Annotated in this window: 18 protein-coding genes and 1 pseudogene; 3 read left to right on the forward strand and 16 right to left on the reverse strand. The window is 35.5% G+C overall.

Going from position 1 to position 24,719, the window contains the following annotated elements; all coding sequences use genetic code 11:
- Nucleotides 1–20: 20 nt before the first annotated feature.
- From ACMHJ2_RS13175 to ychF, 5 genes are all read right to left on the reverse strand, one after another.
- The gene (locus ACMHJ2_RS13175; RefSeq protein ID WP_413513323.1) at nucleotides 21–2,663 is read right to left on the reverse strand and encodes a DNA gyrase/topoisomerase IV subunit A; all 2,643 of its coding nucleotides are present in this window, start codon (nucleotides 2,661–2,663) and stop codon (nucleotides 21–23) included.
- Between the two features lie 3 nt (nucleotides 2,664–2,666).
- On the reverse strand, nucleotides 2,667–4,520 hold the full coding sequence (locus ACMHJ2_RS13180; protein WP_413513324.1) for a DNA topoisomerase IV subunit B: 1,854 nt from the start codon (nucleotides 4,518–4,520) through the stop codon (nucleotides 2,667–2,669).
- An 86-nt stretch (nucleotides 4,521–4,606) separates the two neighbouring features.
- A complete protein-coding gene (locus ACMHJ2_RS13185) occupies nucleotides 4,607–5,530 on the reverse strand; it encodes a YihY/virulence factor BrkB family protein (RefSeq protein ID WP_413513341.1) in 924 nt (307 codons plus the stop codon).
- Nucleotides 5,531–5,535: 5 nt separating this feature from the next.
- Nucleotides 5,536–6,216 (reverse strand): TIGR02117 family protein, encoded by a 681-nt coding sequence (locus tag ACMHJ2_RS13190; protein ID WP_413513325.1) that lies wholly within the window; start codon nucleotides 6,214–6,216, stop codon nucleotides 5,536–5,538.
- Between the two features lie 92 nt (nucleotides 6,217–6,308).
- Nucleotides 6,309–7,403 (reverse strand): redox-regulated ATPase YchF, encoded by a 1,095-nt coding sequence (ychF, locus tag ACMHJ2_RS13195; protein ID WP_413513326.1) that lies wholly within the window; start codon nucleotides 7,401–7,403, stop codon nucleotides 6,309–6,311.
- A 189-nt stretch (nucleotides 7,404–7,592) separates the two neighbouring features.
- On the opposite strand from ychF, the gene ACMHJ2_RS13200 reads away from it, so the two are divergent.
- Nucleotides 7,593–8,075 (forward strand): GNAT family N-acetyltransferase, encoded by a 483-nt coding sequence (locus tag ACMHJ2_RS13200; protein WP_413513327.1) that lies wholly within the window; start codon nucleotides 7,593–7,595, stop codon nucleotides 8,073–8,075.
- Between the two features lie 103 nt (nucleotides 8,076–8,178).
- Here the strand turns inward: ACMHJ2_RS13200 and ACMHJ2_RS13205 are convergent.
- The 4 genes and pseudogenes from ACMHJ2_RS13205 to aroB all read right to left on the reverse strand — a co-directional run.
- Nucleotides 8,179–8,475, reverse strand: a pseudogene (locus tag ACMHJ2_RS13205) (DNA primase); the annotation flags it as partial.
- Between the two features lie 96 nt (nucleotides 8,476–8,571).
- The gene (locus tag ACMHJ2_RS13210; RefSeq protein ID WP_413513328.1) at nucleotides 8,572–9,546 is read right to left on the reverse strand and encodes a deoxyhypusine synthase family protein; all 975 of its coding nucleotides are present in this window, start codon (nucleotides 9,544–9,546) and stop codon (nucleotides 8,572–8,574) included.
- Nucleotides 9,547–9,571: 25 nt separating this feature from the next.
- Nucleotides 9,572–10,975 carry an arginine decarboxylase gene (locus ACMHJ2_RS13215; RefSeq protein WP_413513329.1) on the reverse strand — a complete coding sequence of 468 codons (1,404 nt, stop codon included), beginning with the start codon at nucleotides 10,973–10,975 and terminating at the stop codon, nucleotides 9,572–9,574.
- Between the two features lie 300 nt (nucleotides 10,976–11,275).
- On the reverse strand, nucleotides 11,276–12,343 hold the full coding sequence (gene aroB / locus ACMHJ2_RS13220) for a 3-dehydroquinate synthase (protein ID WP_413513330.1): 1,068 nt from the start codon (nucleotides 12,341–12,343) through the stop codon (nucleotides 11,276–11,278).
- Nucleotides 12,344–12,436: 93 nt separating this feature from the next.
- On the opposite strand from aroB, the gene ACMHJ2_RS13225 reads away from it, so the two are divergent.
- Complete coding sequence (locus ACMHJ2_RS13225; RefSeq protein WP_413513331.1) at nucleotides 12,437–13,609, forward strand: proline dehydrogenase family protein; 1,173 nt, start codon at nucleotides 12,437–12,439, stop codon at nucleotides 13,607–13,609.
- An 83-nt stretch (nucleotides 13,610–13,692) separates the two neighbouring features.
- Here ACMHJ2_RS13225 and ACMHJ2_RS13230 read toward each other — a convergent pair whose 3' ends face one another.
- Entirely contained in the window at nucleotides 13,693–14,094 is a 402-nt protein-coding gene (locus ACMHJ2_RS13230) for a hypothetical protein (RefSeq protein WP_413513332.1), read from the reverse strand.
- Between the two features lie 236 nt (nucleotides 14,095–14,330).
- On the opposite strand from ACMHJ2_RS13230, the gene ACMHJ2_RS13235 reads away from it, so the two are divergent.
- Nucleotides 14,331–14,867: a hypothetical protein gene (locus ACMHJ2_RS13235; RefSeq protein WP_413513333.1), complete on the forward strand. Its 537-nt coding sequence runs from the start codon at nucleotides 14,331–14,333 to the stop codon at nucleotides 14,865–14,867.
- 107 nt (nucleotides 14,868–14,974) lie between these two features.
- Here ACMHJ2_RS13235 and ACMHJ2_RS13240 read toward each other — a convergent pair whose 3' ends face one another.
- The 6 genes from ACMHJ2_RS13240 to ACMHJ2_RS13265 form a co-directional block, all read right to left on the reverse strand.
- Nucleotides 14,975–16,258 carry a gliding motility-associated C-terminal domain-containing protein gene (locus ACMHJ2_RS13240; protein ID WP_413513342.1) on the reverse strand — a complete coding sequence of 428 codons (1,284 nt, stop codon included), beginning with the start codon at nucleotides 16,256–16,258 and terminating at the stop codon, nucleotides 14,975–14,977.
- 260 nt (nucleotides 16,259–16,518) lie between these two features.
- A complete protein-coding gene (acs, locus tag ACMHJ2_RS13245; RefSeq protein WP_413513334.1) occupies nucleotides 16,519–18,426 on the reverse strand; it encodes an acetate--CoA ligase in 1,908 nt (635 codons plus the stop codon).
- A 172-nt stretch (nucleotides 18,427–18,598) separates the two neighbouring features.
- Nucleotides 18,599–19,543 (reverse strand): NAD(P)H-dependent flavin oxidoreductase, encoded by a 945-nt coding sequence (locus ACMHJ2_RS13250; protein ID WP_413513335.1) that lies wholly within the window; start codon nucleotides 19,541–19,543, stop codon nucleotides 18,599–18,601.
- 15 nt (nucleotides 19,544–19,558) lie between these two features.
- Nucleotides 19,559–20,773: a tRNA 2-thiouridine(34) synthase MnmA gene (gene mnmA / locus ACMHJ2_RS13255; protein WP_413513336.1), complete on the reverse strand. Its 1,215-nt coding sequence runs from the start codon at nucleotides 20,771–20,773 to the stop codon at nucleotides 19,559–19,561.
- 132 nt (nucleotides 20,774–20,905) lie between these two features.
- The gene (locus ACMHJ2_RS13260) at nucleotides 20,906–21,766 is read right to left on the reverse strand and encodes an outer membrane beta-barrel protein (protein WP_413513337.1); all 861 of its coding nucleotides are present in this window, start codon (nucleotides 21,764–21,766) and stop codon (nucleotides 20,906–20,908) included.
- A gap of 82 nt (nucleotides 21,767–21,848) precedes the next feature.
- Nucleotides 21,849–24,719 (reverse strand): MBG domain-containing protein (locus ACMHJ2_RS13265; protein WP_413513338.1); only part of this gene is annotated, 2,871 nt, incomplete at its 5' end.

The raw sequence follows: 24,719 nt of genomic DNA on the forward strand, positions 1-24,719 counted from the left end.
TTTATCTTCCTACAAATACATTAAAACAAACTGCTTTGTCCATCTTCATCAATACTAATATCTGGCAACTCTTCTACCTCATAGTTAATATTCACTTCTTCCTCCACTATTTCCTCATAAGGCAAAGATTCTAAATGATCTATTTGTTTTATTTTATCAGTCGTCAGTTGATTACCTAAAGCTTTAATTCCCTTAATCGTTATAAATTGTTCTAAATCAATTATTAAGCTTTCTTTTTGTATCCCTTTTACTTTAGCAAAAATGACTTCAACTACAGGGCGATAATCCGTTGAAATTAATTCCAATTTTGAATTTTCATGCTCAGAAATAAAAATATCATCTCTATTTTCATTTTCTACCACAAAACGCTTAATGTAGTATCTCGATTTTTCGCCATCATAGTAAATAGCTGAAATAGGTTTGGCTGGTTTCCATTTTTCTAAGACAATCATATCTTCATCAAAATGAGTGGTCAATTCCGGAACAACCGTTTTTACCTTTGCACTTTGCGTAAGAATCAACAAGCGATCTTCGGGTTTAAACTCACCTAATAGTTCGCCTCTTCCTTCAACATTCAAACGTCGAACGGTATCATCATACCAAATTTTACGCGGGCGTAAAGTAGAAATCCCCTTTTCTTTTAACTCAATCTTTTTAATAGCATATTTGGTTACTAAATTTCCTTTCGCAATACGCCCTTTGATTAATAAATCAGCAAAATCAAGGTCAAATTTTAATTTTTTCACATTACTTAATTGACGCAAGAGTATTGTTACCACTTCAGCTTCGCCATTTGGGTTTGCAGAAAAATATAAAATTTGCGACCCCGCACTACCTTGTGTCAAATCATATACCTTATCGCGAGTAATACTCATTACATTAAAACGCTTAATGTAAGAAGGTCCTGATTTTCCATCACGGTAAATTAAGTTATAAATGGTTCGTTTATCATTCTTGGAAAATACATCAATATGTATGATATCTTTCCCAACAAAACGCTTTTCTTCTACCTTTGAGATTACCATGGATCCATCGCGTAAAAAGACAATAATATCATCGATATCGGAACAATCACAAAGGTATTCATCTTTGCGCAGCGAAGTTCCAAAAAAGCCTTCTTGTCTATTGACATAGAGCTTTGTATTTCTCAAAACAACTTTAGTAGCTTCAATTGTATCGAAACTTCTCAATTCTGTTTTACGCTCTTTACCTTTCCCGTATTTTTCTTTTAAACTCGTGAAATAGGCAATAGCAAAATCATTTAAATGCTCTAGATTGTATTTAACTTTCTCTATTTCTCCTTCTAGAGATTCAATTTGTTGATTGGCTTTATCAATATCAAAACGAGAGATGCGCTTAATTCTAATCTCTGTAAGTTTGGCAATATCTTCTTGTGTTACTGCTCTTTTTAAGTTTACAACAAAAGGCTTCAGCCCTTCGTCAATAGCAGAAAGCACGCCTTCCCATGTTTCTTCTTCCTCAATAGCACGATAAATTCTATTTTCAATGAATATGCGTTCTAAGGATAGGAAATGCCATCTTTCTTCTAATTCTTGCAGTTCAATTTCCAACTCTTGTTTTAACAAATCAACGGTTTGGTGTGTTGAACGGGTCAACATTTCAGAAACGCCGATAAACAAAGGTCTATTATTTTGAATAATACAAGACAAGGGTGCAATTGATGTTTCACATGCTGTGAAAGCATATAAGGCATCAATTGTTTTATCTGGAGAAGTTCCTGGTGGTAAATGGATTAAAATCTCTACACTTGCCGCTGTGTTATCTTCAATTTTTCGAATTTTTAATTTTCCTTTTTCATTGGCCTTTAAAACACTTTCTATCAAAGAAGTGGTAGTCGTTGAAAATGGAATCTGTGTAATGACTAACGTATTTTTATCTAACTGCGAAATACGTGCGCGAACGCGAACGCGACCTCCTCTTAATCCATCGTTGTAATTGGATACATCAGCAATCCCCTCAGTTAAAAAATCGGGAAATAAAGTAAAAGGTTTTCCTTTTAATATTTTTACAGAAGCATCAATTAATTCATTGAAATTATGTGGCAATACTTTAGTTGATAAACCAACAGCAATCCCTTCTGCTCCTTGTGCTAATAACAGAGGGAACTTTACAGGTAGATTAAGTGGCTCATTTCGACGTCCATCATAGGAAGCTTGCCATTCGGTAATTTTTGGAGAATACAGTACTTCTAAAGCAAATTTACTCAAACGCGCTTCAATATATCTTGAAGCTGCTGCTCCATCTCCCGTTAAGATATTTCCCCAGTTTCCTTGCATGTCAATTAGCAACTCTTTTTGCCCTAATTGAACCATTGCATCTCCTATACTTGCATCACCATGGGGGTGATATTGCATGGTATGCCCTACGACATTTGCAACTTTGTTGTATCGACCATCATCCAACTCTTTCATTGAATGCATAATACGGCGTTGAACTGGTTTGAATCCATCTTCAATAGCAGGTACAGCACGTTCTAAAATCACATAAGAAGCATAATCCAAGAACCATTCCTTGTACATTCCCGTAACTTTGGTAATCGTCTCTTTATCCTCTTCTTGTAATTCCGTATGATCTTCTACAAACTCACTGTTTTCTAGGTTGTTTGGTTGGATATCTTCATTCAAATTATCTTCAGTACTCATAATCTATTCTTCTACAACATCAAGTTCAACTTTCAAATTATCTATAATAAATTCCTGTCTATCGGGTGTGTTTTTACCCATATAAAACTCTAACATTTTTTCAATAGACATAGATTTATCAAGCATAACAGGATCCAGCCGTATACTTTCGCCAATGAAATGTTGAAATTCATCGGGTGAAATTTCTCCTAGTCCTTTAAATCGGGTGATTTCCGGTTTTGGTTTTAACTTTTCAATAGCTACAAGACGCTCTTCTTGACTATAGCAATAGATGGTTTCTTTTTTATTTCTCACGCGAAACAAAGGTGTTTGTAAAATATACAAGTGGCCTTCTTTTATCAGTTCTGGAAAAAATTGCAAAAAGAAAGTAATCAACAAAAGTCGAATATGCATTCCATCTACATCGGCATCGGTAGCGATTACAATATTGTTATAGCGCAAGCTTTCGAAATCTTCTTCAATATCTAATGCTGCTTGAAGCAAGTTAAACTCTTCATTTTCGTATACAATCTTCTTGCTCATACCATAGGAGTTCAATGGTTTTCCTCGTAAACTGAAAACAGCTTGCGTGTTGACATCTCTCGATTTGGTAATTGAACCCGAAGCAGAGTCTCCCTCAGTAATAAAAAGTGTACTTTCTAAATATCTTGGATTTTTGATGTCTGTTAAATGCACGCGACAATCGCGTAATTTACGATTGTGTAAGCTTGCTTTTTTAGCGCGCTCTTTGGCGATTTTTCGAATACCTGATAATTCTTTACGCTCGCGTTCTGCTTGTAAGATTTTACGCAATAAAGCATCTGCAATATCCGGATTTTTATGTAAAAAATTATCTAACTGTGTTTTGACAAAGTCATTGATAAAAGTTCGCACTGTAGGCAAATCAGGTCCCATATCGGTAGATCCCAATTTGGTTTTGGTTTGTGATTCAAATACAGGTTCTTCAACCTTTATTGAAATAGCAGCAACAATTGATTTTCGGATATCCGAAGCCTCGAAATTTTTGTTGTAGAATTCCTTCAAGGTACGAACTAAAGCTTCTCTAAAAGCCCCTAAATGCGTACCTCCTTGTGTGGTATTTTGTCCATTTACAAAAGAGTAATATTCCTCAGAATATTGTGTTTTACTATGGGTAATAGCCACTTCAATATCCTCACCTGTCAAGTGAATAATCGGGTATACTTGATCTTCTTTGTCAATATTTTCGTTAAGCAAATCTCTTAATCCATTTTCTGAATAGAATTTTTCTCCATTAAAAATGATGACTAGCCCTTTATTTAAGTAACAGTAATTTTTGAGCATACGCTCAATATATTCTTTGCGGTACTTGTAATTTTTAAATATTTTTTCATCCGCAATAAAGGAGACTTTCGTTCCTTTGCGTTTGGTAGTTTCAACTAACTCTTCTTCATTAACTAAATCACCCGCAGAGAAATCAGCTGCTTTTTGCTGATTATCACGTACAGAAACAACTCGGAAATAATTGGATAAAGCATTTACTGCTTTAGTTCCCACTCCATTTAGACCAACAGATTTTTTAAAGGCTTTAGAATCGTATTTTCCTCCCGTATTCATTTTCGATACGACATCGATTACCTTACCTAATGGAATACCACGTCCAAAATCGCGAACCGTAACCATTTTATCTTTTAAAGTAACTTCAATAGTTTTTCCTGTGCCCATTACAAACTCATCAATACTATTGTCGATTACCTCCTTAATCAGGATATATATCCCATCATCCGGAGACGATCCATCACCAAGCTTACCGATATACATACCCGGACGCATACGGATATGTTCTTTCCAATCTAAAGAACGAATATTATCTTCAGTATATTGATTTTGATCTTGCATATAAATTGTTGGAATTTGTGCTAAAATACTACTATTTAAACTAAAATAAAAATGATAAAAATTTGTAAATACCGTTTTTTCGCTTGCTAAACTTTCTGTTCTTCAACCATTTTGATGGCATTTTTATCAATTTCTAAAGAAAATGCTCCAGGCCTAATTCGCTCTCCAAACAAGAGGGCATAATTTTTAGTAAATTCAGCGCCAAAATACAAAATCATTGCAGAATAATAGATCCAAATTAGCATAACAATAACAGACCCTGCAGCTCCATATAAAGAAGAAGTAGCCGTAGTTCCGAGATAGATTCCAATACCCAATTTGCCTAGCATAAATAAAACAGCTGTTACAGCCGCTCCTACGAATGCATCTTTGAATCGAATGATTCCATTGGGTAACGTCTTAAAAATCAAGGCAAAAAGAAGGGTTATAATTGCAAATACAATTCCGTTATTCAGCACTTTTACGAAATAAATAGTCGATTCAGCAAAAAAAACAGCTAAGTAATCATATAAGATACTAGCTAGGGAATTAATCAACAAACTAACTAACAACAAAAACCCCACAGAAGCAATCATAGCAAAAGCTAGTAATCTATTTTTCACCATGCGAATTATACTTTTATCAGGTTTAGCTACGAATCCCCAAATATAATTAATAGAACTTTGTATTTCCGCAAAAACTCCCGACGCACTAAAGAGCAACATCGCTACACCAATAATTGTTGGCAATACACCTGATCGATTAACCGTAACCTTTACCATGGCACTTTCGACTTCTTTGGCTGTATTAGGTCCTACTAAATCTGCTATTTGCTGGTAAAAGAAAGTAGACACTTCTTTTTCTTCAATAAAGAAACCCGATACTGAAATAAGCAAAATAATTAAAGGCGGCAAGGCAAAAATGGTATAATAGGATAACGCAGCACTAAATTTAGTTGCTCGATCGTCTAAGAAATCGACCACTGAATTTTTAAACAAAGTTCCTATCTTTTTAAATGGTATGTTTTGTATCCTCATTATTTATAATGCCTAAATATTCCTTGATCATGTAACGTCCATAAGGCTGCTTTTTGATTCATCTGTTTTAGTCCTTGATTTACCCAGGTATTACACGTATAAAATAAACTATAACTTCCTCTTGCTTCGTAAAAAGTATCCGATTGATGATAGCCCTCTACCTCAATACGCTGATACTGTTCGTCTTTTTTTTGAAAACTAGCATCAATATAAGATATGAGACTTTGGTATTCCTTTGTTGAAAGTTTTAACTCTATCGAAGTAGCATCCTGTACAAAAGCTTTGTAAGCCGTAACATGCATAGCCGACCCTCCGGTTCCTGAAATTGCACGCAGTGCTGTAGAGACACTTAAATCACTCCAAGCAGGAGTATCGAGGTAAAACCCTTTATCTCCCCAGCCAAAGGCCACCCAATGAATCTGATTTGCAGGCAACGCTACTTTTGTGTGCCAATCCATCTGTGTTGAAACAACAGGAAGCACAAAATCGGTATGAACTCCATTGGTCGATAAATAAATGGTTATCTCCTCTTCCCTGTCTATATCTATGCCTATACCTTTTTCTTTTTGTCCTCCTGCTGGTAAAATCGACAAGAGGTAAAACACCCCTAGATAAACAACAACAAAAGTAAAAAAACACAAGGTGATCCACATAAAAAAACGTGCTATATTTTTTAGCATATTCAACGAATTTCTACCTATAAAATTTAAATATACAAAAAAAGAGAGGTTTTTATAGCCTCTCTTTCTTAGAATTTTATTTATTTAGAACATTATACGTTAAAACGGAAGTGCATTACATCTCCGTCCTTTACGATATATTCTTTTCCTTCTACTCTTAATTTACCTGCTTCTTTTACTTTGTTTTCAGATCCATAGGCTACATAGTCATCATAAGCAATAACTTCTGCGCGAATAAATCCTTTCTCAAAATCAGAGTGGATAACACCCGCAGCTTGTGGCGCCGTATCTCCTACGTTAATTGTCCATGCTCTTACTTCTTTTACACCTGCTGTAAAGTAAGTTTGTAAATTTAGCAATTGATACGCTGAACGAATTAATTTGGATGATCCCGGTTCTTGTAAACCTAAATCTTCTAAAAACATTTGACGCTCCTCAAATGTTTCTAATTCTGTAATATCTGCTTCTGTGCCTACTGCCAGAACAATAACTTCTGCCTTTTCGTCTTTAACAAGCTCTCTTACTTGCTCAACATAAGCATTTCCAGTAACTGCTGACTCTTCATCTACATTGCAAACATATAAAACGGGTTTCGTTGTAATTAGCTGAAAAGCTTCTAACAACACTTCCTCATCTTGATTTTTAGCTTCAACTACACGCGCCGATTTACTTGCCAATAGGGCTTCTCTGATGCGTTCTAATAAATCAGCTTCTACTTGCGCTTCTTTATTTCCTGTTTTTGCCGCTTTTTTTACTTTATCTAAACGTTTTTCAACTGTCTCTAAATCTTTCAATTGCAACTCAATATCGATTGTTTCCTTATCGCGAATAGGGTTTACTTTTCCATCCACGTGAATGATATTATCGTTATCAAAACAACGTAAAACGTGAATAATCGCATTACACTCGCGAATATTTCCCAAGAATTGATTTCCCAATCCTTCTCCTTTACTTGCTCCTTTAACTAATCCAGCGATATCAACGATTTCTACTGTTGCTGGCAAAACACGCTCTGGGTTCACCAATTCTTCTAATTTCAATAAACGAGCATCTGGCACGTTTACAACCCCTACATTGGGTTCGATTGTACAGAATGGGAAGTTAGCACTTTGCGCTTTAGCGTTTGATAAACAATTGAACAATGTCGATTTTCCAACATTAGGCAATCCTACAATACCTGCTTTCATATTTTTAGTAACTTATTGTCTTTTTTTAAACTAATTGCAAATATATTCAAATTTTACAAAAACTCTTCTATTCCTAGGTAGATTAAAAGCTAGAATAATAGATAAATGAAGTAAAACTAAACTTTATAGCACTTCATTTTAGTTAAATGAAAGAAAGAATGTACTTTTAACTTTTAAATTCCACTCTCTATGCTACTTGAATCCCTTGAAATCCGAGAAATTAAAAACAAACAATATCCCTTTAATTTGCTTTTATTAGCTGATGAGACTGTTGAAGCAATTGAAAAGTACCTTTATGAAAGCCGCGTATACAGCGCCTGGAAAGACCAAGAAGAAATTGCTGTTTTTTGCCTTTACTCCGTTACCGACGAAACACTTGAAATTAAAAACATTGCCGTTAGCACGCCCTACCAAGGAAAGCATATTGGTCAGTGGCTAATAAATAAGATTAAAGCCATTGCCAAACAACAGGATTACAAAACGCTACTAGTTGGCACTTCAGACACCGGAGAAGCGCAAATACGCTTTTATCAACGCAATGGTTTTGTGTACTACGACAAACGCAAAAACTTTTTTATTGAGCACTATCCCGCACCCATTTTTGAAAATGGAAAACAAATGATTGATATGATTTTATTGAAATGGGAAATAGAAATGAGTGGTGAGAAATGAGTGGTAAGAAATGAGTGCAGTGTAACCTCTCGCCCATCGTCCTATCAAAAAAAGGCTACCGCAATGCGATAGCCTTTATATTTTATAGTACGTAAAACCGTTAATCTTCTTCGTCAGCTATTTCTAAGTCTTTCAATGCATCCAATGAATCATCCACAGGATCAGCAAAATCGTCTTCATCGTCTTCATCGAAGTTTTCAATACGATCGGCTAACTTAGTACTTACTTTCACTAAATAGATGGTATCTTCTGTTCTTACCTCTACAGCCTCAACAGTTTCGTTTTTAATATTTTTAAAACGAATAATATCTGAATCGTCATAACCATCAGGAAATTTTTCAACTAAAAGTGTCAAAATTTCGTTTGTTAATTTCGCGTAATCAACAATTACTCTCTTCATTTTTTATTTATTGCTTTATTTCGTTTTCAAATGTAATAGCTAAATCCTAATTAACAAATAAAATATCCATTATTTTTAGGATTTTTTATCTATTCATTAATGACCTAGAATGTATGCAAACACCAATGGAGCCACAATTGTTGCATCCGACTCGATTACGTATTTAGGTGTGTCTATATCTAATTTACCCCAAGTAATTTTCTCATTTGGCACTGCACCAGAATAAGATCCGTAAGAGGTTGTAGAATCAGAAATCTGACAGAAATAAGCCCAGAAAGGAACATCTTCCCACTCTAAATCTTGATACATCATTGGCACTACGCAAATAGGGAAATCACCAGAAATACCCCCTGCAATTTGGAAAAACCCAACGCCTTTACCTCCAGAATTAGCACGATACCATTCCGTTAAGAAAATCATGTATTCAATTCCAGATTTTACCGTATGCACGTTTAATTTACCTTTAATTACATTTGAAGTAAAGATATTACCACAAGTAGAATCTTCCCATCCTGGAACTACAATAGGCAAATTTTTCTCTGCCGCTGCAACAATCCAAGAGTCTTTAGGGTCAATTTCATAATATTGCTCTAAAATACCTGAATTCACTACTTGATATAAGAATTCGTGAGGAAAATAGCGTTCACCTTTCGCTTCAGCTGCATGCCATACATCTTCTAAGTGTTTTTGTAGACGACGAAAAGCTTCTTCTTCTGGAATACAAGTATCCGTTACGCGGTTATAGTGATTATCTAATAATTCTCTTTCTTGCTCAGGCGTTAAATCTCTATAATTTGGCACTCTTTTGTAGTGAGAGTGAGCCACTAAATTCATTACATCTTCTTCTAGATTTGCTCCTGTACAAGAGATAAAGTGAACTTTATCTTGACGGATCATTTCTGCTAATGAAATCCCCAATTCGGCAGTACTCATTGCTCCACCCATAGAGATTAACATTTTTCCACCCTCTGTTAGATGTAACTCATATCCTTTAGCAGCATCTACTAATGCAGCAGCATTAAAGTGTCTATATTGATGCTCAATAAACTGACTAATTGGTCCTTTACTCATTTTATTAATCTTTTAATTATATTGTTTATTTATTTTTGTTATACCCTAAAATTTCCAATACTTGTTCTGCTGTTTGTTGTTCAGAGAATAGTTCAGAAGCAATGATTCCATTTTCATCTTTATCAATCAAGATATGTTTCGGTTGCGGAATCAAACAATGGTGAATTCCACCAAATCCCCCTATTGTATCTTGGTAGGCTCCTGTATTGAAGAATCCAATATACAATGGTTTTTCTTTGTTGTACTTCGGTAGATAAATCGCGTTTAAGTTTTGCTCTGAGTTATAGTAATCATCACTATCACAAGTCAATCCTCCTAATAAAATACGCTCATACGCATCATTCCAGCGATTGATTGGCAACATAATAAATTTTTTATTAATTGCCCAAGAATCTGGTAATGTAGTAATGAAAGACGAATCAATCATATTCCATTTCTCCCTGTCATTTTGTTGTTTTTGGTATAGGATTTCATAGATTGCTCCTCCACTTTCTCCTACCGTATAAGAACCAAATTCTGTAAAGATATTTGGAACATCTACTTCAGCCTCATCACATACAATTTGAATTTGATTAATGATTTCATCTACCATATATTGGTAATCAAAATCGAAAGCCAAAGAATCTTTGATTGGAAAACCACCACCGATATTCAAACTATCTAAAGTAGGGCATTCTTTTTTCAATGTAATATACACTTTCAAACATTTCACTAATTCATTCCAGTAATAGGCTGTATCGCGAATACCTGTATTAATAAAGAAGTGAAGCATTTTTAGCTCAACCTGCGGATTCTCGGCAATTTGTTTTCTGTAAAAAGGCAAAATACCTTTATATCCAATTCCTAAACGAGACGTATAAAATTCAAATTTTGGAGACTCCTCCGAAGCGATGCGAATACCTATTTTAAATTTCTTGGTAATTTGTTCTTGCAACAAATCTAATTCCTCGTAATTATCGATAATTGGAATTGTTTTCTCGTGGTGATTATTGATTAGGTTTGCAATATTATCGATGTATTGAGCCCGTTTAAACCCATTACAAATCACAAAAGTATCCTTGTTAATCTTACCTGTTTCTAATAGTTTTTCAACGATATTAACGTCAAAAGCCGAAGAAGTTTCTACATGGATATCATTCTTAAAAGCTTCATTTAACACATATGAAAAATGAGAACTTTTTGTACAATAACAATAGTAGTAATTTCCTTTGTACTTATTTTTTTCCATTGCTTTTCTGAACATTCCTTTAGCTCTGCTAATGTTATCAGAAATCTTTGGCAAATAAGTGAATTTTAAAGGAGTTCCGTATTTTTCAACTAGCCCCATTAAATCAATATTGTGAAATTGAAGATTGTCTTTGTTTAATTTAAACTCCTCTTGAGGGAAATAAAAAGTTTGGTTAATTAAATCAACGTATTTTGTGTTCATTTGAAAAGTCAATTTTAAAAGTTAGTACTTAATTTTAATTTAAACGGTTATGAAACCGCTTTTCAAACTCTAATATTGGCAAATACAATAGGAAGTTTATGTCTAAAACGAAATGCATTTAGTGCTTCCTTTGAATTTTTAATAATTGTATATACAAAATTAGCCTTTTGCTTCCTTGCAAATCGCCTAACATTCCTTCGGAAAGAAACACATAATCTAATATATAAAACATCTATTTTCACGACCGCAAATGTAACAAAATAATAAATCCAAATCCTAAAAAGATCTTTAAAATCAAGACTATTTTGAATAATCTTCAAACCCACTAACAATCAAATCCTTAGACACGACCAAATCGAAGGAGCATTCCCCTATTTTCGATAGTAAAACCATTCGAATCTCCCCGGCTCTATTTTTCTTATCCAACTTCAACCAGGTTAGAATTTCTTCAACATCAGTCTCAGAAAATAGTTGCTTACCATAAATATATTGAATTGCTTCTTTAATTTCTTGATAAACCTTCAAATTTAACCCTAAAATAACGGTCGAAATATAGGATTCTATTACTAGGCCAATCGCAACTGCCTCACCATGCAACATACGTTCTTTTATTGGATTTATCAAAAAATAGCTTTCAATTGCATGCCCAATAGTATGTCCGAAGTTTAATATTTTTCGCAAGCCAAGCTCCTTAGGATCCTCTTGAACAATTTGAGTTTTAATGACTATCGAATGGTAAATTAAGGTTTCAATATCGCTAAAATCAACTTGAGCGATATCCTTTAAGTGATTGAAATAACTTTCATCATAGATTAACCCATGCTTCAGCATTTCAGCATATCCAGATTTTAATTCTCTTGGCTCTAGCGTTTCTAAGTATACACTATCAATAAGAACCATTTGAGGCATTGAAAAAGTACCGATACAGTTTTTAGCTCCATTCAAATCCACGCCTGTTTTTCCTCCAACGGAAGCATCAACCATCGCCAATAAAGTAGTAGGCACCAAAAAACAATCAATCCCACGCATATAGACCGACGCTACAAAACCACCAAGATCAGACACAACCCCACCTCCTACTGTGATCACTGCACTGTGTCTATCCATTCCCAAATCAATCATAGCCTCCCAAACCCCTTGACAAGTTTCTAAATTTTTAGTTGGCTCGCCAGACTCAATTTCTACAATTTCAAAAGGAATTGTTGTGGGTAAATTTGCTAAAAAATGAGGTAAACAAAGTTCATTGCAAGTTGAATCCGTCAGTATCAATAGCTTACTGTACTGTTTTTCGTTTAATTGGTTACCTAAAACCGCATAACTTTCAACACCAAAATAAATAGGATAATCTGGGGTATCGATTTTTATCATTTAATTTCTATTTCTACACAAAGTAAAGTATAAATAGTTGAATAAAAACTAAAAGAGTAAGTATATTTGCGCAACATTTATTATTACCAAGTAATGAAAAACTTATTTAATAATACAGAAGTAGCATTCGCTCTTAAGAATAATAAGGAGTTAAAAAGAGCTCATTTTTTATTCAAAATGATTAGCAAACCCGCACTTGTAAAAATGGGGTCTTCTTTAGCTAATTTCGCCATCAAAACTCATTTACCTGTAACAGGATTAATACGATCGACGGTTTTCGACCATTTTTGTGGAGGAATCAACGAAGAAGATTGTTTGAGTGTTGTAGACAACATGTACAAGCAAGGAAGAGTTGCCTCGGTTTTGGATTATTCGGTGGAAGGAAAAGAGACAGAAGCGCAATTTGATGCTGCTTTAAACATGACACTTAAAACGATTGAATTGGCCAAAGGCAGACCTGAAGCTATTCCTTTTGCGGTTTTCAAACCCACGGGATTCGGGCGTTTTGATATGTTTGTAAAAAAAGGAGAAGGTAAATCATTTACTGCTGAGGAAGAAAAAGAATGGGAACGCATTGTCTACCGTTTTAATATGGCTTGTAAATTTGCCTATGATCACGATGTTTTGTTGTTAATTGATGCCGAACACAGCTGGATGCAAGAGGCTGCTGATGCCATTGTTTTAGATATGATGCGCAAATACAACAAAGAAAAAGCCCTTATTTACAACACAGCTCAAATGTATCGCTGGGATCGTTTGCAGTTCTTAAAAGACTTACATATACTTGCCAAAGCAGAAGGCTTTCATATTGGTATGAAAGTAGTTCGCGGTGCTTATATGGAAATTGAAAGAGAACGCGCTTCAGAAAAAGGATACCCATCCCCTATCTGTGTAGATAAAAAAGCAACCGATATCAACTATGATGCTGCTGTGACTTTTATGGTAGAAAACATGGACTGTATGGCTTTATTTGCAGGTACACACAATGAAACTAGTTCAATGTTAGTGATGGATTTAATGGAGAAACACAATATTGCTCATCACGACCAACGCCTTTTCTTTGGTCAATTATATGGAATGAGTGACAATATCAGTTTTAATTTAGCTAAAGCGAATTACAACGTTGCTAAATATCTTCCATTTGGTCCTGTGCGTGATGTAATTCCTTATTTAATTCGCCGGGCACAAGAGAATACGTCTGTAAAAGGACAAACCAACCGTGAATTAGATTTAATTGAAACAGAAATGAAAAGACGCAAGCTTTAATTGCTGATTTTAGATACTATAAAAAAGAGGATGTTCCACAAGAACATCCTCTTTTTTTATCTTAAAAAGCCAATAAAGCTTACTTATCTGCTACAATTAGCTGTCCACACTTTGCCATCTTTGGTATAGGCAATCACTAAAGTACTGGCGTTAATTTTAATTAAATGGGCTTCATCAGAACCAATATTAATAACGGTATTTTCTCCGTCCTTCTCAAACTTTACATCAGTCAAATTAGGAATTTTATCAGAAAAAATAAAATTATAGTCTTTTCCCACTTTGATAACTTCAACGTTACCCTTGTCTGCATCAATATGTGTTTCACCTTCTGTATAAGTAATGTGTCCCTTGTACTTTCCGATAAAAATATCGTTATCTGTTGGATCATCATCTTTACTACACGAAAAGGAAACAAAAGTGATTAGGCCAAATAAAATTAGCATCAATCCCGTTCGTTGGGCTGTTGTTTTTTGAATTGTTTTCATAGTTTTATAATTTTTAGTTACTGTTAGTAAATCAAAAATCATTCTAAACTCATATTTTTACTTATTTTTTAACATTTAAAACCATTTTATATAGCCTACACGTCTTTTTTATTTAACAAAACTAATTTTTAAGTGTAGAAAACTGTAGAAACCTTCTACAGCTTAAAAAAATCACGAGAAATCCCCTACATAAACTTTACAACTTGATTATCTTTGCCTTTCTAACTTCGTTTACCATGAGAGAATTCCCCTTGATTTTACTATCGAAAGATGCGTTTGCAACGCATACCGCAGAAGCACTTGTCAATTCTAATATTTCGGTTATCAATTACTTGCGAAATTCAGAAGTTGGTGATGATGAATTGCATCCAGATGCTTTTGCTAGTTATTGTGTAGATTATTATTATCAAACGCTGTTAAAAGAAGGTTTTGCGTTTTTTGTGCATAAAACACAGTGGGATACGGATCTTGTTGATATTGTACAGGCTGGTTTAACGGCTATGAATGCCAAAGAGCATATAACCTATTTTGAAAAACAAATGCGTCGCATGAAATTGTTTAGCAAAATTAAATTGAATAAATTCTTACAAATGCCTTTTGAAGCCAAGCAAGAAATTAGTCAATTAATAGAAGATAGTTCCTTTCAGACAATAACAGAAAATCTTCTTACCTTGAATGCTGAATGGTTAAAACAACATCCGGATACACAAATTGTTTCAATTGAAGAAATGGAAGAAATTATTAAAGCATTTTTAGCAGATCAAGCCATATAAATTTGTAAATCATTATACGGTCTAAGTAACGCTTATGCCGCTTAAGCATAGCCGTATTGGCTTAATTATCAAATTGATTTTCACCCCAATACGGCACGTTAGGCATCTTACTTATTTTCTAAATGTAAATTTGCCGCTTTCTTGATCATGCGACTTCCGTTGGCATCTTTGTATTCATAGGTAACTACATAGTAATACGTGCCACTTGGCAATTTCTTTTTCTTATCTATCGTAACTTTTCCTTCTGAATAACCTGTAAATACATTGGTACTTCCATCTCCTAGTGGATCGTAATTTGTCGTTTCATATACTTTTACTCCCCAACGGTTGTAAATCTCTACCCGGTTATTGGGATATTTGCGGATGTTGTCAATGATAAAGTAATCATTCTTTCCATCGCCATCAGGGGTTACTAAGTTGTAAATCACCACATCGCCTTCTAAAATAAAATCAGTCTTTACCGTCGCTAACGTAAAATAACCAAAGTCTTTTATTTCGGCTGGCGTGGTCACCGTGCGACTAGACATATCAACTACACCGCCTTCGTCAACCCATAGCTGCTGTTTTTCATCCCAACGAACAATATGAAGTTCATTTTCAGGGTCTTTCAACAAGTCGAGAACAGTCGTGTGCTCATCCCAAGTCAAACTTAAGATAACTGTCGCAGGAGTTTTTAATTTTCCTTCCAATTTCCAATATTCTGCGGTATTGAGTTGTTTGATTACACCGGTGGTTGCTTTGTGATTTTCAAAAAAAGAAGCCTCATCTATATTGTATTTGGCGGTAATCGCATCTTTAATATCCTTTGGAGCGCTGATCATTGCTGGGCGATATCTATTTTTATCCCCTACTGGATAGGTGAAAGGCTCCTTTCCTATCTTCTCAACCTCGCCTTCTACATGGCTTTGATCAGATACATTAACATGCTGTGACTGAGGCATAAAACTAACCATCCCCGTAGATGCTTTATGAATAGGGTTGATGTATTCATCTACCTTTATAATTCCCTTTTTGAAATCTAATGTCCCATACACTGCAATATTGTTTTTTAAGTCGAAAGCAATTTTAGGTGTAGCATTATTCAATTCTAAATCAAAAAAATCTGTAAGTGCATTACCGCTTATTAATTGAGTTCCTTCTTCGTTAGAATACCGACTAAAAACCACTTTACTTGTTTTTCGATTGTTGCTAAAAGAATAATACCCTTCATTATTGAAATTGCGATAATAATAGATGGTTCCATCATTAATTAGCTTGGCTTGCTCTGTATTAGCAAAATCGAACTGTGTAGCTACTATTTCATTTGGAGATACAAATAAAAGACCTGTATTAACCACTACGTGTTGATTTGTATTTTGTGCTTGTCCACTAAATCCAGAGAGGCCTATCATAAGGCTTAGCATATAAGGTAGCTTGATCATTTATTGTTGTTTTTAAACTGCAAATTCATCATTTTATTTGATTGTTGAAACTTTAATTTCTTTTATGCGCAAACCCTTTATCCGCTTAAAAAAACTTTTGAAGTCTAAAGAAACTTAGAAAAATTACAGGGGCTAATATTTAGTAGATAAAAGAAGAAAACAGTGATGAAAATCACCACTGTTTTGAATGTATCGTTGAGTAAACGCGAGGTCTACCCTATCCTTTGCTCTTATAATTTCTCGTTTTTAATCTGCTCGATAACTTCGGGATTAATTAGTGTTGAAACATCGCCGAAATCTTTTGCTTCTCCATCTGCTATTGAACGCAAAATTCTACGCATAATTTTGCCTGATCTAGTTTTTGGCAAACTCTCAACGAATTGAATTTTATCTAATTTAGCAATTGGTCCAATATGACTGCTAATATATTGATTGATTTCTTTTTTAACATTTTCTCGATCTCTGTATTCTCCTTCTACTTTTAAGGTTATAAATCCATACAAGGCATTTCCTTTAATCTCATGTTTATAGCCTACAACCGCACTTTCAGCCACTGCTGGATGCTCATTAATTGCATCTTCAATAGGGGCCGAACCTAAATTATGTCCCGAAACAATCACCACATCATCTGCACGTCCTGTAATTCTATAATAGCCCACTTCATCTCTTAATGCACCATCACCTGTAAAATATTTCCCTGGAAATTGACTAAAATAGGTGTCTTTATAGCGTTGGTGATCTCCCCAAATCGTTCGTGCCATCGATGGCCAAGGAAACTTAATACACAAAGCACCATCAATTTGGTTTTCTTCAATTTCATTTCTTTTCTCATCCATCAATACCGCTTGAATACCAGGCAATGGCAAAGTGGCATAGGTTGGTTTTGTAGGGGTGATAAAGGGTAAAGGAGAAATTAAAATACTTCCTGTTTCAGTTTGCCACCACGTATCAACAATAGGGCATTTTTTCTTTCCTACATGGTCATTATACCAGTGCCAAGCCTCCTCATTAATCGGTTCTCCTACCGATCCTATTACACGCAAACTAGATAAATCATGGGAGTTCACATATTTATAGTCTTCCGTCATCAAAGAACGAATGGCTGTTGGTGCTGTATAAAATTGTGTGACTTTATATTTATCAATAATATCCCAAAAACGACTTGGGTTTGGGTAAGTAGGCACCCCTTCAAACATAACCGTTGTAGCTCCGTTTAAAAGTGGACCATATACAATATACGAATGTCCCGTAATCCAACCGCAATCGGCAGTACACCAAAAAATATCATCGTCTTTATAATCAAAGATATTTTTAAACGAATAGGCTGTCTGAACCATATATCCTGCTGTAGTATGTACCATCCCTTTCGGTGTACCCGTTGATCCAGAAGTATAAAGAATAAACAAAGGATCTTCTGCATCCATTACTTGGGCTACATGATTGGTTGAAGCTGCTTCTAAAAGTGGATTTAACGGGATATCTCTACCCGCTACCATTTCTACATCTGCCCCCGTACGTTGAACCACTAATACGCGTTCTACTGAAGGGCATGATTTTAAAGCTTCATCAATGATAGGTTTTAAGGGAATTGTTTTATTTCCTCTAAAACTTCCATCCGAAGTAATTACGTATTGACAGGCAGCATCATTAATTCGCTTGCTCACAGCAGAAGATGAAAATCCGGCAAATATCACACTGTGAACCGCTCCAATTCTAGCACATGCCAACATAGCTACAGCTAATTCTGGAATCATTGGCAAGTAAATACACACGCGATCCCCTTTTTTTACGCCTTGTTCTTTTAAAACATTTGCCATTTTACAAACGCGATTAAACAAGTCGTTGTAGGTAATTATTTGTGGTGCTTCTTCTGGATTATTGGGTTCGAAAATAATCGCGGGTTTCTCTCCTCGTTTTGCTAAATGTCTATCGACGCAATTTTTTACAATATTAAGTTTTGCATTGACAAACCATTCGAACTTAGATTCCTCCATATCAAATTGAAAGACCTTGTCCCAAACCTGATACCATACAAAGTTTTCTTCAGCTATTTTACTCCAAAACTTTCTAGGTTCTCGCACTGATTTTTTATAGTGCTTGAAATATTGTTCAAGGTTTTCTATTTTATAGTAACTCATAGTATCGTGTATAGTTTTCGTTTATTTTACTTCCTATAAAAATAAAGGATTATTAGTATATAGCAAAAAACCATACGAACTTTTTATAAAAATTTCGTATGGTTTTTATAATATTCTACAAAACAACTTATATTCTCTCTCGAAAAACAGGTGTTTATAGGAGTCTTAACCTTTAAAATTCAAATCGTTTCAAGTGCGCTTGTTCAAATTCCGCGATAATAGACGTTATAATTTGTGCTACAGGCTCGACATGTTTTATCAAACTGGCCACTTGACCTGCCTCTAATTCACCGTCAATCAAGTCTCCTTCGAACATTCCTTTTTTAGATCTCCCTTTGCTTAAATACGCTTTTAATTCTTCAACAGGGGCACCTTTTGCATATAAGGCTTCAATTCCTTTATAAAATTCATTTTTAAGCATTCGCACAGGTGCTAATTCTTTCAGCGTAAGTATCGTATCTCCTTCTTGAACAGCAATGATTTTATTTTTAAATGCCTCATGAGCGGAACTTTCTGTTGACGCGATAAAACGCGTTCCCATTTGAACCCCTTCCGCGCCAAGAATCATCGCGGCAAACATGCCATTTCCTGTGGCAATTCCTCCAGCTGCGATCAAAGGAATACTCACATTTTCCTTAACTAGGGGAATTAAGGTAAACGTAGTTGATTCTTCTCTTCCATTGTGTCCGCCTGCTTCAAATCCTTCGGCAACAATTGCATCAACCCCCGCTTCTTGTGCTTTAAGGGCAAATTTAGCTGAACTCACTACATGAACCACCGTAATACCGTGTTCTTTTAAAAAAGGAGTCCATGTTTTTGGATTACCCGCAGAAGTAAAGACAATTTTAATGCCCTCTTCTACGATGATCTCCATAATGGCCTTAATATCGGGATAAAGCAAAGGAACATTAACCCCAAAAGGTTTTGTTGTTGCTTTTTTACATTTTTGGATGTGTTCTCTCAAAACTTCTGGATACATAGATCCCGCACCCAATAAACCTAATCCACCAGCATTGCTCACCGCACTTGCCAGTTTATATCCACTATTCCAAACCATTCCCCCTTGTATAATAGGGTATTGAATACTAAAAAGTGCCGTAATTCTATTTTTTGCCATGGGTTAGGTATGAGATTATACTACTTTTGATATTACGCCAGAGCCGATTAATTCTTCTCCAAGATGCCAAGATACAAATTGTCCTTCTGTAATAGCCGATTGTGGTGCATCAAAACGCACATACATCCCTTTCTCCATTTGATATAATGTAGCTTCTTGTAGCGGTTGACGATAACGGATACGCGCTTTAATACGTCTTGTTTCACCTGGTTTTAACTGCAAATCTTCTCTTATCCAATGAATTTCATGTTCCTGAACAAACAAGGTTTTATGAAACAAACCGGGATGGCTATTTCCCTGTCCCGTATAAATAACATTTTCTTTTACATCCGTTGCAATAACAAATAGCGGTTCCACCGTTCCACCCACATTTAATCCTTTGCGTTGTCCGGTTGTAAAATAATGTGCTCCATAGTGATCTCCTACCTTTTTTCCCATCTCAGGCGTATAGCTAAAAGCCTGTGCTTCTGCATATAGTTCTTCCTCTAGAGAAACAAAGGTTTGTTTTTCTTTAGCTGTAAAAACAGGAGCGCTCCTAGGGATCTCATAAATAAAACCATCTTTGGGTTTTAATTGTTGTTGCAAAAATTCAGGTAAACGAACTTTTCCAATGAAACACAAGCCTTGAGAGTCTTTTTTCTCCGCCGTGATTAAATCGGCTTCCGTGGCAATTTCTCTTACTTTTGATTTATATAATTCTCCAACAGGAAATAACGCTTTCGCCAATTGTTCTTGGGATAATTGACATAAAAAGTACGACTGATCTTTGGATGGATCTACGCCTGCCAACAATTTATAAACCGTTTGCGTTGTGCCATCTTCTGCGATCACTTCCTCTTCTGCTTTTCTACAGTAGTGTCCTGTAGCGACATAATCCGCACCTAATTCTAGGGCAATCTTCATGAAAACATCAAACTTGATTTCTCTATTGCACAAAACATCGGGATTAGGTGTACGACCATTTTCGTACTCCTTAAACATATAATCTACAATTCGCTCTTTATATTGTTCACTTAAATCCACAGTTTGAAAAGGGATGCCTAATTTTTCGGCAACCATTAGCGCATCATTGCTATCTTCTAGCCATGGGCACTCATTCGAAATGGTAACGGAATCATCATGCCAATTTTTCATGAATAACCCAATCACTTCGTATCCTTGTTCTTTCAATAGGTAGGCTGCAACACTTGAGTCTACGCCCCCTGAAAGTCCTACTACTACTCTTTTCATAATTTAAAAAACTAAGTTGCAAAGTTACGAGAATTGCGCTAATACAACAATTTTTTAAACTTGTCTTATGATTTTAATTCGAGGTAAGACCCACATGGAAATAAAAAAGGGCATTTTTAATGCCCTCAACTACTACACCCCAAATCCGTATCGAATTTGAATACCTAAATTGTAATTTTTAAACACGGCTTTCGAACTTTGTTGTATACTGTTTTGTTCTATTGCCTGCCCTTTCACGGGTTTATATTGAATTATTTCTTCTTTATTTTCTGCGACCTCAGGTTTTTGATTGTTTAAACCTAAATCAAAATAGAAACCAATATACACATTCTGATTGGATGCTACCGTGTGTTTTACGCCAATTTCTGCAATCCAAGCCCATCTATTTTTCACTTCTAAATTAGGTTCATATTCAAGCTTTTCCTGCGTTCCAAATCCAGCAAATAAGGGGCCGTTTAACTCTGCCTTGTATTGCGGAAAGTATCCTGAAGTTTTCAATTGATTCCACGTAAGAGTAGCCTTAGTGTTTAGAATTAACGAATATTGAAATCCTGTACGAACATAGAGACTCGTTTCTTCTTTTCCAACATACTGAATCGTAAATGGAATATTAAATTGATTCACTTTCCATTGTTCTTTGTAGGTTTTTCCTTGATAGCGAAAAATAAAGGACTCCTTTTCCCAATCGGTTTGGTCTTGCTCTCCTTTGAGATTTGTTCCTTTAAAATCAAGCGTTTGCCTAGCATATTGCCCTCCAATTCCCAAACTCCAAGAAGGATTTACATAGTACTCATACTGAAAGCCGATAGCGGTAGCAAACTTAAAATCACCTGACATAGAAGCAGGTAAACTTCCATACGAATGGGCTAAACCTGCTTTTACACTGACTCCAATTTCTTGGTTTTTATAATAATACGGTTTATACTGTGCACTTACCGTATAATAACTAGTTAACAAACAAAGTAATAGTAAGGTCTTTATCTCGAATTTCATCGTTTTTAATTTTGGATTAAAAAAGAGATAAAGCAAGAAAATAGCCAAGAAATTCCTGCTTTATCAAAAGTAAAAAGTAAAATTATTCTCTAACAATAAATTGAACGCTTTGTTGCTTGCCTTCAATTTTTAGTACTAAGAAATAAGAACCTGCTGCAACATTAGCGGGGATTTCTATTCCTGTGTTTCCAATCTCTAATACTCCGCGTTTGATGGTTTGTCCTTTTACATTGTAAATCACATAATTTGTGGTTTGTTGTTTCGTTTCATCTACGCGAACATGGAGCAGTTGATTCTTTTTAACTGGATTTGGATATACCGCCCAATTGCCTTGGGTTTTATCCCCGAGTACAATAGGACAACTCCTTAGTTTTGTTCCATTGTATAAAGTCAATTCAACCTGATATTCCGCACCGAAATCAAGTGTTTCTCCTAAATTATCTCCTGCGGAATACATTTGTTTTTCTCCGATAGGCACCCCATTTTTAAACCACTGATAGGCAATAAATACATATCCTCCATTGGTTTGTTTGTTGTTGTTAACCAATAATACATTCTCGTATTTTTGGAAGACAATATTTTCAGTTGGGATACGCTTATCAATATGAATAGTATAGGTTTCTATCACTTGTCCATTTTGAGATTTTACCGTAATCACCTGCTCGTATTTTCCATAAGTTGTTAGAGGTATAGTAATCTTATTGGAAGGGCTTATTTCTGCACCTACTTGCGTTTTAATTGCTAAGATTATCTCTTCTTGTTGACTCTCACAGCCAATAATTAAATGAAACTCTTTTTCTATTTTACCATAAGAAACCCCATCTACAAGTAAATCCCAAATACTCGCATCTCTACTTGTTACTTCTATAAACTGGGAAACAGATTTTGCTGGATTATAATTTACGTCTCCTGTCTGATGGGCGGTTATCGTTACAAGACCAGGTTGTAAAAAGCGAACTACACCTGAAGCATCTACTTCAGCCACTTCTCTATCTTGAGGATCATCAATGGTATATGAAACAGCTAAAGAAGAGCTTGCTCTAGCTTCAAGTTGAAGGGTTGGTGTATCCTCCATCACAACTTGTCCTAGCTCATCCCATGTAATTTGTTGATTTGCTTTTGTTAGGGTTAAGATTCCTTCTAAGGTTAGAGGTTCATAACTTGGTCCATAATTTACGAGTGCTGTTACGCGATAACGACCTACTTGTGATTGGTTATTATTCGTATAGGTAACGGTAGCTTCTGGAATAAGTGTTCCTTCAATTTGCAATTGTTTTTGTTGACCATCATATACAAAGGTTTGAGATGGCAAAGTTAATCCATTGATTTTAGCCCTTTTAATTTCAAAATTAGCACCTACAAAAGAAGCCAGATAATAGTTTGCTCTTGGGGTTAACGTACCTCGTTCCAGAGGATACATTCCTACTTCTTCTCCTGCTCTACGGCTTAAATTACCAGCTACTGCTTGTATTAAATAATCCCCTTGTTGTAAACCATTTGCTGTATAAGTAAACGCAGGATCTACTGCTCCATAGTTTTTAAATTGACTTGGATTGACTACAATATGTAAAGGTGCGGGTTTGATTTCAAATTTTTCTTGATTGCTAATTGTCAGTGTATAATTAGAGGACAAAGCTTCTAAACTTCCCAAAGTATAAACATACAAATTGACATTTTCTCCTGCTCTTCTTCCTAATCCCCCTGTCAATGCTGTAGTTGCTGTATCGCTGTATTTAAAGCCTAAAGCTGTAAATTGAAACATAGGATCTACTTGACCGTATACTTTCTGTTGTCCTACTAAAGGATATAACCTTAACTCAGCAGGTGTAATTGTTAATTCTCCTGCTTGGAATACTATCGTATAATTCACTGATGCAACTAATGTTCCTTGATGTATCGGATATGTATTCACGGATTCTCCTGCAATACGAGCTAAATTACCTGTTAGTATAGCTGTGATTTGGTCGTTATTTTTCAATCCCGAAACCGTATAGGTTAACGCAGGATCCGCATCGCCGTATACTTTGGTTTTCGCTTCTGCAGTTAATGTCAGTAAAGCGGGGGTAATAGTAAAATCTGCAGGGTTAAACGCCAAAGTATAATTAGCAGATGCTTCTAAGGTTCCTTGATTGATTGCATACGTATTCACGGATTCTCCAGCTATACGCGAAAGGCTTCCAGTTACTACTGTTGCTTGGTCGTTATTTTTCAATCCCGAAACCGTATAGGTTAACGCAGGATCCGCATCGCCATATACTTTGGTTTTCGCTTCTGCATTCACGGTTAGTAAGGCCGGTGTGATTGTAAAAGTTGCAGCGTTAAACGCCAAAGTATAATTAGCAGATGCTTCTAAGGTTCCTTGATTGATTGCATATGTATTTACGGATTCTCCAGCTATACGCAAAAGGCTTCCAGTTACTACTGTTGCTTGATCATTTAATTTTAATCCTGAAACCCTATAGGTTAACGCAGGATCCGCATCGCCATATACTTTGGTTTTCGCTTCTGCAGCTAACGACAGTAAAGCGGGGGTAATAGTAAAATCTGCAGGGTTAAATACCAAAGTATAATTAGCAGATGCTTCTAAGGTTCCTTGATTGATTGCATATGTATTTACGGATTCTCCAGCTATACGCGAAAGGCTTCCAGTCACTACTGTTGCTTGATCATTATTTTCTAGTCCTGAAACAGTATAACTTAATGCAGGATCTACATCGCCATATACTTTGGTTTTCGCTTCTGCAGTTAATGTTAGTAAAGCGGGGGTAATAATAAAATCTGCAGGGTTAAATACCAAAGTATAATTAGCAGATGCTTGTATGGTTCCTTGATTTATTGCATATGTATTTACGGATTCTCCAGCTATACGCGAAAGGCTTCCAGTTACTACTGTTGCTTGATCATTATTTTCTAGTCCTGAAACAGTATAGGTTAAGGTAGGATCCGCACCGCC

The sequence above is a fragment of the Myroides odoratus genome (genome assembly GCF_965118575.1).
In the GTDB taxonomy this organism is placed as follows: Bacteria; Bacteroidota; Bacteroidia; order Flavobacteriales; family Flavobacteriaceae; genus Flavobacterium; species Flavobacterium odoratum_B.